At 57.9% G+C, this 12,755-nt stretch carries 13 protein-coding genes and 1 tRNA gene; 12 read left to right on the top strand and 2 right to left on the bottom strand.

What is annotated here, in order from left to right; translation table 11 throughout:
• Positions 1-18: 18 nt before the first annotated feature.
• Together gmk and EDC30_RS13060 are read right to left on the bottom strand one after the other, a co-directional pair.
• Entirely contained in the window at positions 19-663 is a 645-nt protein-coding gene (gmk, locus tag EDC30_RS13065; RefSeq protein WP_132259286.1) for a guanylate kinase, read from the bottom strand.
• 45 nt (positions 664-708) lie between these two features.
• Complete coding sequence (locus tag EDC30_RS13060; RefSeq protein ID WP_132259285.1) at positions 709-1,605, bottom strand: YicC/YloC family endoribonuclease; 897 nt, start codon at positions 1,603-1,605, stop codon at positions 709-711.
• A gap of 160 nt (positions 1,606-1,765) precedes the next feature.
• On the opposite strand from EDC30_RS13060, the gene EDC30_RS13055 reads away from it, so the two are divergent.
• The 12 genes from EDC30_RS13055 (at position 1,766) to EDC30_RS13000 (ending at position 12,730) form a co-directional block, all read left to right on the top strand.
• Positions 1,766-2,776: a serine/threonine protein kinase gene (locus EDC30_RS13055; protein WP_132259284.1), complete on the top strand. Its 1,011-nt coding sequence runs from the start codon at positions 1,766-1,768 to the stop codon at positions 2,774-2,776.
• A gap of 3 nt (positions 2,777-2,779) precedes the next feature.
• A complete protein-coding gene (locus tag EDC30_RS13050) occupies positions 2,780-3,712 on the top strand; it encodes a PP2C family protein-serine/threonine phosphatase (protein ID WP_132259283.1) in 933 nt (310 codons plus the stop codon).
• A gap of 99 nt (positions 3,713-3,811) precedes the next feature.
• Positions 3,812-4,546, top strand: coding sequence for a ribonuclease PH (rph, locus tag EDC30_RS13045; RefSeq protein WP_132259282.1), 735 nt, complete (start codon positions 3,812-3,814; stop codon positions 4,544-4,546).
• 27 nt (positions 4,547-4,573) lie between these two features.
• Positions 4,574-4,966 (top strand): DUF2946 domain-containing protein, encoded by a 393-nt coding sequence (locus tag EDC30_RS13040; RefSeq protein WP_132259281.1) that lies wholly within the window; start codon positions 4,574-4,576, stop codon positions 4,964-4,966.
• Between the two features lie 250 nt (positions 4,967-5,216).
• The gene (locus EDC30_RS13035; protein WP_132259280.1) at positions 5,217-5,528 is read left to right on the top strand and encodes a hypothetical protein; all 312 of its coding nucleotides are present in this window, start codon (positions 5,217-5,219) and stop codon (positions 5,526-5,528) included.
• 249 nt (positions 5,529-5,777) lie between these two features.
• Positions 5,778-7,868, top strand: a complete 2,091-nt coding sequence (locus EDC30_RS13030; protein WP_207907278.1) for a TonB-dependent receptor family protein — start codon at positions 5,778-5,780, stop codon at positions 7,866-7,868.
• Between the two features lie 12 nt (positions 7,869-7,880).
• Positions 7,881-9,116 (top strand): sialidase family protein, encoded by a 1,236-nt coding sequence (locus tag EDC30_RS13025; RefSeq protein ID WP_132259279.1) that lies wholly within the window; start codon positions 7,881-7,883, stop codon positions 9,114-9,116.
• Entirely contained in the window at positions 9,113-9,598 is a 486-nt protein-coding gene (locus EDC30_RS13020) for a TlpA family protein disulfide reductase (RefSeq protein ID WP_132259278.1), read from the top strand. The genes EDC30_RS13025 and EDC30_RS13020 overlap by 4 nt, the downstream gene beginning before the upstream one ends.
• A gap of 24 nt (positions 9,599-9,622) precedes the next feature.
• The gene (gene rdgB / locus EDC30_RS13015; RefSeq protein WP_132259277.1) at positions 9,623-10,207 is read left to right on the top strand and encodes an RdgB/HAM1 family non-canonical purine NTP pyrophosphatase; all 585 of its coding nucleotides are present in this window, start codon (positions 9,623-9,625) and stop codon (positions 10,205-10,207) included.
• Positions 10,204-11,460 carry a radical SAM family heme chaperone HemW gene (hemW, locus tag EDC30_RS13010; protein ID WP_132259276.1) on the top strand — a complete coding sequence of 419 codons (1,257 nt, stop codon included), beginning with the start codon at positions 10,204-10,206 and terminating at the stop codon, positions 11,458-11,460. Before rdgB ends, hemW begins: the two co-directional genes overlap by 4 nt.
• Positions 11,461-11,510: 50 nt before the next feature.
• Positions 11,511-11,600 (top strand) — tRNA-Ser (locus EDC30_RS13005).
• Positions 11,601-11,983: 383 nt separating this feature from the next.
• Complete coding sequence (locus EDC30_RS13000) at positions 11,984-12,730, top strand: SGNH/GDSL hydrolase family protein (protein ID WP_132259275.1); 747 nt, start codon at positions 11,984-11,986, stop codon at positions 12,728-12,730.
• Positions 12,731-12,755 lie beyond the last annotated feature (25 nt).

The following is a 12,755-nucleotide window of genomic DNA, read 5'->3' as shown; positions in this document are numbered from 1 at the left end:
GTTTTACTCCTGGAATGGTTAACTCAAGGGGGCATGGATGCCAAGCTGGGCAAACAGGGCTGCGTTGCGCGCCGCCTGTTGCGCGAAGCGGCAACGTGCCGCCTTGATAATTGCAGTCAACTCTGACAAAGCAGTTGCAAAGTCTTGATTGATAATAACATACTCAGACTCCGGCGCGTGCGCAATTTCCCCGCCCGCTGCCAGGATGCGGCGGGTGATCACATGCGGTTCATCCTGCCCGCGCTTGAGCAGCCTTTCTTCCAGCGCCTGGATCGAAGGCGGCAGGATGAAAATGCCAATCGCATTGGGGAATTGCTTCTTGATCTGCTGCGCGCCTTGCCAGTCGATTTCCAGCAATACATCGGTGCCGGCCTTCATCTGATCCAAGATCTGGATCTTCGACGTGCCATAGTAATTGCCATGGACTTCAGCCGATTCAAGAAATTCATCGGCATCGCGCATGGCAAGAAAGTCATCGACCGAGGTGAAATAATATTCCCTGCCATGCTGTTCGCCCGGGCGCGGCTGGCGCGTCGTATGCGAAATGGATAGCTTGATGGCCGGTTCGCGCTCCAGCAGGGCGTTGACCAGGCTGGACTTGCCCGCGCCCGACGGGGCGACGACCATGAAAAGACTGCCGGCAGTGGAACTTGCTTGGGGCATGGTAATCCTTCAGTAATATTTTCCTAGAATAATACTTGGACGCGATTATTCCAAGTTTTGCACCTGTTCGCGCATCTGATCAATCAATAACTTCAATTCCATCGAGGCGTCGGCCAATTCCTTGAGCGCCGCCTTGGAGCCGAGCGTATTGGCTTCGCGGTTCAGTTCCTGCATCATGAAGTCCAGCCGTTTGCCGACCGGGCCGCCTTTTTGCAGGATATGCCGGGTTTCTTCCAGGTGCGCGGCCAGGCGGGCCAGTTCCTCGGCAACGTCGATGCGAATGCCGTAGAGCGTCACTTCCTGGCGCACGCGCTCCAGCGCCTCCTCGCGCGACAAGGCTTGCGCATTGGCTTCGGCTGCCGGCGCAATCCCCAATGCTTCCTGCATACGTTCCATGGCTTTTTGCTGGAATTGAGCGATAACCTGTGGCACCAGCGGCGTGATGCGCTGCACGATTTCCTGCATGGCGTCGACCCGGGCCAGGATCACGTTGCGCATGGCTGCGCCTTCGCGGGCACGCGTTTCCATGAAAGCGTCCAGCGCAGTGGCCAGTGCAGCCAGGATTTCCGCCTGCAGGGTTTCCTGCGAAATCTGCGCTTCTTCGATCACGCCAGGCCAGCGCAGTAATTCGTTAACGGTCAAAGCTGCGGCTTGCGGAAATTGACGGCGCACGTCTTCCTGCAATTGCGCCAGTGTCGCCAGCACGCCCTGGTTCAATGTCTGGGTATTGCCTTCGGCATGGCGGCGGCCGAGACTCAACCGGCATTCCAGTTTGCCGCGGCCGACGCGTGCCATGATGGCTTCGCGCAACGCCGGCTCGACTGTCCGCAAATCGTCATTGACCTTGAATTGCAGGTCAAGAAAGCGGGAATTCACGCTTTTTAGCTCGATAGTCACGCTGCCTGCGGCGGTTTCGCGGCTGACTACCGCATAACCGGTCATGCTATGTATGGTCAAAATGGAACCTCGGATTGTCTTTACAAAACATTGATTTATCCACACAATCGAAGAGATTGCATGGAGACCAGGAAACTTGCTGGCCGCTAGTGGCCGATATCCTTCACATCCTGGCTATTTTATCGCTTTACCTTGGAGGCACGACTTGGCGGCCCAGAATAATGCTCCCTTGCCGGACGGATTGGAAATCGCCGGATACCGCATTGTAAAGAAGATCTCATCGGGTGGCTTCAGTATTGTCTATCTGGCATATGACGAGGATGGCAATGCGGTGGCTATCAAGGAATACCTGCCCAGTTCGCTGGCCCTGCGCGAACCGGGTGAACTGGTGCCGATGATCGCGCCGGAAAATTTGCCGATTTTCCGCATGGGCCTGAAGTGCTTTTTCGAGGAAGGCCGGGCGCTTGCGCGTATCGCCCATCCCAATGTCGTCAGCGTGCTGAATTTTTTCCGCGCCAACGAAACCGTTTACATGGTGATGGCCTATGAATCGGGCCGCTCGCTGCAGGAATACATCTTGCGCCGGCGCGACAAGGGCGAGCGTCCGATCGTGTCGGAGCGCTTCATCCGCAAGATGTTTTCGCACGTGATGATGGGTTTGCGCGAGGTGCATACCAACAAGCTCCTGCATCTCGATCTCAAGCCCGCCAATATCTACCTGCGCGTGGATGGCACGCCGATCCTGCTGGATTTCGGCGCGGCACGCCAGACCCTGAAGAGCGATCAGCCCAAGCTGTATCCGATGTATACGCCTGGCTTTGCGCCGCCCGAGCTGTACGCCAAGAATGGCAACCTGGGACCCTGGACCGATATCTACAGCATCGGCGCTTCGATGTTCGCCTGCATGGTGGGGGCGCCGCCGCAGCCGGCCGACCAGCGCAAGATCGCCGACAAGATGGAAGGGCACCTGCGCAAGCTGGAAGGCGTCTATTCGACCGAGTTGCTGGATGTGATCCGCTGGAGCCTGAAGCTCGATCCGCTGGAACGTCCGCAAAGCGTCTTTGCCCTGCAAAAGGCTTTGCGCGAACCGGTGCAGGAAAAGAAGGGCAGCGATCCTTTGCAAAGCCTGTCGCGCAAGGTGCGCGGCTTGTTCAGCCGCTTCGGCAAGGACAAAGATTCGCTGAATACCATTCAGGAAACCACGCAATACCAATAAACAATGCGATTTTCCGTCTACCAAGAGAGCAACATCGGCGGCCGCAAGGTCAACCAGGACCGGATGGGCTACAGCTTCACCCGGGATGCCTTACTGCTGTTGCTCGCCGATGGCATGGGCGGGCATATCCGCGGCGACGTGGCGGCGACAGTCGCCTTGCAAACCATTGCCACGCTATTCCAGCGTAACGCCAATTCGTATGTGAAAAAGCCCGAGCGCTTCCTGGAAGAGAGTTTCTTCGCGGCGCATCGCGAAATCCACCGCTACCGCGCCATCAACAATCTGCCGGAAACGCCGCGCACGACCATCGTGGCTTGCCTCATTCAGCACAATACGGCGACCTGGGCGCATTGCGGCGATTCGCGCCTGTACTGGATGCGCAACGGTCAGATCCTGACGCGCACGCGCGACCATTCGCGGATCGAATCATTGATCGCGCAGGGAAAGGTCGATCCTTCCGAACGTGAAACGCATCCCGACCGCAACAAGCTGTTCAATTGCCTTGGCGCGCCGACCATGCCGATGGTGGAAGTCTCGCGCAGCGCCAGCCTGCAGCCGGGTGACGTGATGCTGCTGTGTTCCGATGGCTTGTGGTCGGTGCTGCCGGAACATCAGCTGACGCATACGCTGCAAAACAATACCATCGTGCGCGCCGTGCCTCAGTTGGTGCAGTCCGCTGCCGCAATCGCTGGCAAGAATAGCGACAACGTTACCGCGCTGGCCATGATGTGGGAAGGCGGCGAGGATGGCGTCGACGATCCGAATTCGATCACGACCAACGTGCTGCCGATCGGCGCCGTCACCACCACCATCGAAGCGCCGCGCCACGCCGACCTGGAAGGCGCGGACGGCTACAGCGATACCGATATCGAAAAGGCGATCGAAGAAATCCGCAAGGCGATTGAAAAATCCTCGAAGGTCACCGGCAAAGGGTAAAATCCGGGCCGGTACAATCTGCATTGGAGCCTGCCTGGAATATTCCGACGTTCCGGCGAGAACTCCATATTTATTATTCGAATCTGAGCTTTTCCATCTATGACAGTCGACACCCGTCCCAGCGGCCGCGCCGCCGATGCACTGCGCCCCGTGCGCCTGACCCGCCGTTATACCAAACATGCCGAAGGATCGGTATTGATCGAGTTTGGCGATACCAAGGTAATCTGCACCGCCAGTATCGAGGAGAAAGTGCCTCCCTTCCTGAGAGGGAAAGGACAGGGCTGGCTGACCGCGGAATACGGCATGCTGCCGCGTTCCACCCACAGCCGCATGGACCGCGAAGCTGCCAAGGGCAAGCAATCCGGCCGCACCCAGGAAATCCAGCGCCTGATCGGCCGCTCGCTGCGCGCCGCGTTCGACCTGAACGCATTCGGCGAGCGCACGCTGCACCTGGATTGCGATGTCATCCAGGCGGATGGCGGCACGCGCACCGCTGCCATCACCGGCGCCATGGTCGCGGCATACGACGCCTTTGCAGTGCTGGTCGAGCGTCAGCTGATCAGCGCAATTCCGCTCAAGCATTTCGTCGCCGCCATTTCGGTCGGCGTGTATCGCGGCGTGCCGGTGCTCGATCTGGATTACCTGGAAGACTCAGGCTGCGACACCGATATGAACGTGGTGATGACCGATGCCGGGCATTTCATCGAAGTGCAGGGCACTGCGGAAGGCGAAGCATTCGACCGTGTCACCATGAATCAGATGCTTGATCTGGCGCAGGCGGGCATTGAAAACCTGAACCGCATGCAAAAGGAAGCACTCGGCCTGGCGCAGTGATTCCAGTCTGCGTGATAGAATTTTGGCATGACTCATACGCGGCTATTCAGGAAAATCACAGCAGCGTTCGCCTGCCTGGCGATCCTGATGGCTGCGCTCGCGCCGTCGATATCGCATGCGCTCTCGGATGGCGGCAAGCCGCGTTCCCTCTGGGCTGAAATCTGTTCTTCCGCTGGTCTGAAGCTGGTCAAGCTGGATGCGGGGTCGCCATCATCCAGCCATGGCGAGCCGATCAGCGCTTTTGAGCATTGTCCTTTCTGCCAGGCGCATGGCGGCATGCCTGCCTTGCCGCAGTCCGCATCTCTCATATTGCCGGCCTATGTCGGCACGTCTTCCATGCCGGACCTGTTCTACCAGGCTCCGCGCCCATTGTTCGTGTGGGCGAGTCCGCAATCGCGCGCCCCGCCTTACCAATCCTGATTCGCTGTTGTGAAAAGCAAGCCCGGTAGCGCACTGTTGTGCTGTCTGCCAGGCCGCGCATGAATGCTCTGGATTCAAGGTGGCAATCCTGCGCAAGGCTAGGCGATATCGCGACCAGTTTTCACTACAGCCTCAACCCGATCAAAGCTCGATAAACGTGGAATGCGCCTGTGGGCGCGTTCGCTGCACGTCAAGGCGAATGCTGGCGCCAAGTCAGTTTGTTTGAACACAATACAGTACAGGATAGACCATGCGGAACTGGCCTCAAGAAACGAAACAGGCACTGCGGCTGCTGGCGGCGGCGCGCTATTTTCTTCCCGAATACCTTGATTGCCCTGGTGATCTCGAACAGCGCTACCACGCGCATCTGCGGCGCGGAGAATGCCTGCAGGCGCTGGAAATTCTCGAAGAAATCGGCTTGGCGCATACAGGTCATGACGACGAAGCGTATTTCTGGAAAGAGCTCTTCTATGCCGCCCAGCATCTGACATTGCCTGAACACGCATCCCGTTACCAGCAACAGGTCGACATCGTGATGGCGATGCAGCGATTGCAGGGATAAACGATGCGGTCCTTTGATGTCGTGATTTATGTCGCGATTCCAGTTATTGGGGCCCCGGCTGCGGCCGTTATTAGGTGCTTGACTGAGATCAACGTGAGTGAACGTCCAGTCGTTGGCGAATGTAAATGCGAAGCTGTCGATCCATCGATAGTGTAGGCCGTGCAGTTCAGGCCGGCGAAGCGACAAGCCTGATCGTGCATGGCATTGGCCACGCCTCGATGCCGCGCCTGGCCATCTGAAGGGAAGATAATGAAAAACCAAATCACAATGAGCAAGAAAAATCCGGCGGGTGACTTCCGATTTTCTCCCGGGCTGTCAATCGGCTTTATCGCGGCATGGTGCGCTTTACATGCATTGAATGCGGCTGCGGAAGAACAGACACTGGCACCTGTCATCGTCAAGGCGGCGCCTGCGGGAAGCGAGACGCTCTTGCCGATCGAGGCTGCACGGACCAGAATCGCCACGATTCCCGGCGGCGCCAATATCGTCGATGCCGAGCAATACAAGGAAGGGCGCGTATCGACACTCAACGATGTGCTGCAATTCTCACCGGGGGTCTTCGTGGCGTCGCGTTTCGGCGCCGAAGAAACGCGCCTGTCGATTCGCGGCTCGGGCCTGCAGCGGACCTTTCACATGCGCGGCATCCAGCTGTTGCAGGATGGCGTGCCGCTCAATCTTGCGGACGGTAGCGTGGATTTCCAGGCAGTCGAGCCGCTCGCCGCCCGTTATGTCGAAGTCTATCGCGGCGCCAATGCCCTGCAATTCGGTTCTACGACGCTGGGCGGCGCCGTCAATTTCGTCAGTCCGTCGGGGCTGAACCATCCGCCTTTCGCCGCCCGGATCGAAGCCGGCAGTTTTGGCTACAAGCGCGCGCAGGTCGCGGTGGCGGGCAAGAATGAAAAGCTTGACTGGTTCATCGCCGGCTCGGAGTTTTATCAGGATGGGTTCCGCCAGCATTCGAAACAGGATACCCAGCGCGTGTCCGGCAATCTTGGCGTTCAGCTCAGCGATGCCGTGGAAACCCGCTTTTTCTTGACGGCCGTTACAACCGATTCGGAATTGCCGGGCGCGCTGACCAAGGCGGAAATGTATGCCACGCCGAAAATGGCTGACCCCGCGACCGTCACCGGCGATCAGCATCGCGACTTCACGCTGTATCGTTTGTCCAACCTGACCACGTGGCGCATCGATGGGCAGCAGCGAGTGGAAATCGGCGGCTTTTATTCCAACAAATCCCTGCATCACCCGATCTTCCAGGTGCTGGAACAGCGCTCGGATGATTACGGCATTAATGCGCGCTACATCAGTGACCAAAAGCTGTTCGGCAACAAGAACCAGCTGATCGCGGGCATAACGCTTCAGCAGGGAGAGTTGTCGGATGATCGTTTCGCCAATGTCAACGGGCAGGCTGGAGCCCGTACGGCGCAGTCAAAGCAGCGTTCGACAAATTTCACCGTGTTCGCGGAAAACCAGCATTATCTGCTGCCGTCGACCGCTCTTGTAATCGGTGCCCAAGCGGCTTCGGCAAAACGCAGGCTGTTGGATGCTTTTCTAGCCAATGGCGACAACAGCGTGAATGAGACTTTCAATCGTGTGTCGCCAAAGATCGGCATGCGCCACGAGCTGACGCCGGCGGTGCAGGTATATGGCAATATCAGCGGAAGTTATGAGCCGCCGACGTTTGGCGAGCTGAATGGCGGGCCGAACGTGACGCCGGTGGATGCGCAGCGTGCCAGAACCTTCGAACTTGGTACGCGCGGGTCTGCCCGAGAGTCATGGGGAAAACTGAACTGGGATGTGTCGCTCTACCGTGCGCAAGTCAAAAAGGAATTGCTGGCGCTGAACGATGTGAACGGTAACCCGCTTGGCACGATTAACGCCGACAGGACCATCCATCAGGGCATCGAGGCGGGCCTGGAAGCGAGTTTCGGTTCCGCGTGGATCGCCCGTGCCAGTTATGTGCTCAACGATTTCCGCTTCGATGGCGATCGCACCTATGGCGACAATCGGCTGGCTGGTGTGCCGCGCCAGATTTTGCAGGCTGAATTACTGTACAACCTGGAAAACGGTTTTTATGCCGGTCCAAATGTCCGCATCGCCTCGTCAACCTACGTCGACCATGCCAATTCTCTGCGTGCCGCCGGCTATGGCATCGTCGGATTCAAGGTCGGCCAGAAAATCGGCAAGAATGTATCCTGGTTTGCGGATTTCCGAAACCTGACGGACAAGACCTATGCAGCGACGACCAATGTAATTGCTGATGCGCGCGGTCTGGACAGCCGCCAGTTTTATCCGGGAGATGGCCGGTCCCTGTATGCCGGGATCGAACTGACGTACTAAGGAGAGGATGTCATGAAGCGAATGATGCACGGGTTGGCCACGGCGCCGAAGTTCTTGTTCTGCATGTTTATGCTGGTCACAACCGCGATGCAGGGGGCGCTCGCGCATGAGGGGCATGCCGGAGCTGCTGCGACCAAACGACTGGAACTCGGCACTTCCGCCGCCGTGGACAAGGAAGGGCGTCTGTGGGTCGCCAGCAAGGAAACGCTGGATGGCGGCGAGTTCGTCGTGCTGCGCCGATCTGCGGATCTCGGCAAGACCTGGTCGAAACCTATCAAAGTCCAGAATACTCCCGAGCCGGTATCAGCCGGGGGCGAGGAGCGTCCCAAGATCGCCTTTGGTCCCAAGGACGAGATCTACGTTACTTACACCAAGCCGGTGGCTAAGCCGCATATCGGCGATATCCGCTTTGCGCGTTCCGTCGATGGCGCACGCAGCTTTTCCGAGCCAGTTACCGTGCATGCCAGCCGCGACAGGATTGTCCATGCTTTCGGTTCCATGATCGTCGATCGTGCCGGCAGGATTTTCATTGTCTGGATCGATGGCCGGGACGCGACGGCAACAAGGGCACGTGGTGAAAGCTATCGCGGCTCCGCCATTTACTATGCCGTATCCAGCGATGGTGGCGCGACATTCAAGGGCGATTACAAGATCGCGGACCATGTCTGCGAATGCTGCCGTATCAGCCTCGCGCTGAATGCGCAGGGTAATCCTGTTGCCATGTGGCGACATGTCTTCGAGCCGAATGCGCGTGACCATGCCGTGGCGGAGCTGGCACCGGATGGCAAGGCAGGGACCGCGATGCGCGCGACATTCGATGACTGGCGTATCGACGCCTGCCCACATCATGGCCCGTCGCTGGCTTACGCTGCGGATGGCACGCGTCATCAGGTCTGGTTCAATGGCAAGGATGGCGACAGCGCCGGTGTGCAGTATGCCACCGTAGCGCCTGGGCAGACGTCCATCAAGCCGGTCAAGTTGGGTGAAGCCCAGGCGTCTCATGCCGATATTGCGGTACAGGGCAAGCAGGTGGCGATTGCATGGAAACAGTTCGATGGCCAGGCGACTGCCATCATGGCGAAGCTTTCCGCGGATGGCGGCGCCACCTGGCAATCGAGGGAACTGGTCCGCACCGCTGGCGATTCGGACAAGCCTTTCCTGATTCATTCGCCGGCCGGCATTCTGCTGGTATGGCGCACCAATAACGAAGGCATCCGCGTGGTCCGTACCGTGCAAGAGGCGTCATGAGCAAAATGCTTCGTATATTGCTGGCATGCGTGCTTTTCCTGATGTGGGCGACGAGTGCTCATGCTGTCGACACTATTCATGCCTTTGGCCCGGATAGCCTCAAACAAATCATGGCAAGCCACACCGGCAAGCCCTATGTCATCGTGGTGTGGGGGCTGGATTGCGCGTATTGCCAGGCCAGTTTCGCTGCGCTTGCAGAAGCCCAGCGGGCGCGGAAATTTACTGTCGTGACAATTGCCACCGATCCGGCAGATGATCCGCAGGCACGCCGCCTGATCATGAAAAAGCTGCAAGCATCCGGCCTGGCGTCGCAAATCTGGGCTTTCGGGGACGCGCCCGTTGAGCAACTGCGCTATGCCATCGATCCCAAGTGGTTCGGTGAATTGCCGCGCACCTACTGGATCAATGCGCAAGGCGAGAAGCGCGCTCATTCCGGCGCACTCAGCAAAGCGGTCATCGACAAGTTATCATCTCACTGGTAACCCATGATGTTTTAAGTAAATGACATGTCCCAGACTATCGTTCTCGCCTCTAACAATGCCGGCAAGCTGAAGGAATTCAACCAGCTGTTGACGCCGCTCGGTTTCGAACTCAAGCCGCAAGGTGAATTCCAGGTTCCCGAAGCCGAGGAGCCGCATCCGACCTTTGTGGAAAATGCCCTGGCCAAGGCGCGCCATGCCTCGCGCCTGACCGGTCTGCCGGCGCTGGCCGACGACTCCGGCATTTGCGTGCTGGCCTTGCAGGGGGCGCCCGGCGTGCGCTCGGCGCGCTATGCCGGCGAGCCGAAATCGGACCAGCGCAACAACGAAAAGCTGGTGGCCGACCTCGCAGCACATGCTGATAAGCGTGCCTATTACTATTGTGTGCTGGTGTTCGTGCGTCATGCCGAAGATCCTCAGCCGATCATCGCGGAAGGACGCTGGGATGGCGAAGTTATCGCCGATCCGCGCGGCGCCGGCGGCTTTGGCTATGATCCTTATTTCCTGTTGCCGCAACAGGGCAAGACCGCGGCGGAGCTATCTGCTGAAGACAAAAATCGCCTGTCGCACCGCGGCCAGGCCATGCGACTGTTGGTGGAAAAACTGCGATGATCCCCATTAAGCCAGTCGGTGCGCCTGCATCTGCACCGGCAGCATCAGAATCCCATGCCGCTTCCGCTGCTCAGGCTGCCAATGCTTACCTGAAGCCAGGCATTCTTAACCTGCAAAGCTTGCCGCCGCTATCGCTGTACGTGCATTTTCCATGGTGCGTGCGCAAGTGTCCGTATTGCGATTTCAATTCGCATGAAGTGCAGGGCGGTTTTCCCGAGGCTGACTACCTGGCGGCGCTGCGCGCGGACCTGGAAGGCGCCTTGCCTTTGATCTGGGGCCGGCGCATCCATACCATCTTCATCGGCGGCGGCACGCCCAGCCTGTTGTCGGCTGAAGGCCTGGACCGGTTGATGTCGGATATCCGCACGCTGCTGCCGCTGGACGGGCGCGCGGAAATTACAATGGAAGCCAACCCCGGTACGTTCGAGGCAGAAAAATTCAAGTCCTATCGTGCCAGCGGCATCAACCGCTTGTCGATCGGGATCCAAAGTTTCAATGCGCATCACCTCGAAGCGCTGGGGCGCATCCATGATGGCGATCAGGCGCGCCGTGCCGTCGAGATTGCGCAATCCAGCTTCGACAACTTCAATCTCGACCTGATGTATGCCTTGCCGGGGCAAAGCATCGAAGAGGCAAGGGCCGATCTGGCCACCGCCCTGAGTTTCGCGCCGCCGCACCTGTCGCTGTACCATCTGACGCTGGAACCGAATACGTATTTTGCTAAGTTTCCGCCGGCCTTGCCCGATGATGACGCCAGCGCGGAAATGCAAGACATGATCGAAGAGTCGACAGCGCAAGCCGGTTATGGCCATTATGAAGTGTCGGCATACGCCCAGACTGGAAGGCAATCTCGTCATAACCTGAATTACTGGGAATTTGGCGATTATCTCGGCATCGGCGCCGGCGCGCATTCCAAGCTATCGTTCCCCCATCGGATCGTGCGGCAGGCTCGTTACAAGCAGCCCAAGGCTTACATGCAGCAAGTCGCGACCGGTAACCCGGTGCAGGAGGAAAGGGAAATCGGGCACGGTGAGCTGGGATTCGAATTCATGCTCAATGCGTTGCGCTTGCGCGACGGCTTCGCGGTCAATCTGTTTGCCGAAAGGACGGGGCTGACCCTGAACGTCATTGAAGCCGAGCTCAACGCGGCGGAGGCAAAAGGCTTGTTATATCGAGATTTTCGCGTGATTAAACCAACCCCGTTGGGACAGCGTTTTCTTAACGACCTTCAAGAAATGTTTCTCTCCGAGTAGTAAAATCTTTTCGTGTATCGGGGCTGCTTGGGTATAATGGTGCCCCCGAAGGAAGCGTGGCCGAGTGGTTTAAGGCACCGGTCTTGAAAACCGGCGAGGGTTTGCGCCCTCCGTGAGTTCGAATCTCACCGCTTCCGCCAGAATTTCTCCCTGCTGTTCTTTTTTCTGTGTACTGTTAAGCATAAGGTGACCATCTGGTCGGTTATGCTCAACCTCCCCTTCAGCAATAGTTCGGCATATTCCTGGCCTTTCAAGCAGCACCTCAATATTTCCGCTCGCTCCGAGGGCCGCTGCAAAGGTGCATCTGGCTAGGGCTAGCTTGCTTGGCTGACCAGCACATCGCGCTTGCGCTCATCTCAATCCACACCGAGCCTGAAATGCCATGGAGTGAAATCCGATATTCGGAAGTCGCTGTAATGGTTTTAAACTACTCCCATTTGTCCAATTTCGGTTCAGCCCAGTCTATATGCCACTTTATGAACCAGGCAGTATGCTATTCAACCAGGCACGAGGGAGCCAAGTCATGCTTAGCATGTACAAATACTGTTTAGGCCCGATTCTATTAGCTCAAGCGAAGTGGCTCAGAACCACGGCACTCCGCCTTCCCGAAGCCGCAGGGCCGAGATCCGGCGTGCATGCGGTCGAAGAAAGCGTTGAAGCTGTTCGCGTCTTGTTTGTAGGCGATTCTTCAGCTGCGGGTGTGGGCGTGCCCAACCAAACACAAGCGCTGGCATATCAAGCAGCCGAGCGATTATCCGAGACGCTAAAGATCAATGTGCATTGGCAATTGATCGCCAAATCCGGAGTCAATACGAAAGAGGCGTTGGAGCTGGCTGAAAAATCGGATATTCATGCAGCGGATGTGCTGGTCACTGCTTTAGGTGTGAATGATGTAACGTCGCAACGAACGCCCCAACAGTTCATTCAGGATTATCAACGCTTGGTCGATCGCCTGATTGAACGGACCGGCCTTCGCCATGTGGTGGTGACGGGACTTCCTCCGCTGCGAATTCTCCCTGCCGCACCACATCCGCTTAGATGGTACCTCGGGAAATATGCCGCTGCATTGGATCAGAGCTTGAAAGCCTGGGCCGACAGCTCCGCAAATTTCCGCTATGTCTCGCTGGACTGGGCCGCGGTTCCGAGCGAAATGGCGGCTGACAAGTACCATCCCGGGGAAGGGCAATACTGCAGGTGGGCCGAGATGGTCGCGGAAGACATCGCGAATTTAATTGTCGCCCCTCGCGCATTGCAGAATGAAGCTAGATAATCTGGAATTGCTGCTTTAAGTCCTC

Source organism: Paucimonas lemoignei, assembly GCF_004342585.1.
Lineage (GTDB): Bacteria > Pseudomonadota > Gammaproteobacteria > Burkholderiales > Burkholderiaceae_D > Paucimonas > Paucimonas lemoignei.
Note: the sequence above shows the minus strand (reverse complement) of the source record. Positions and strands in the feature narration are given on the sequence as shown.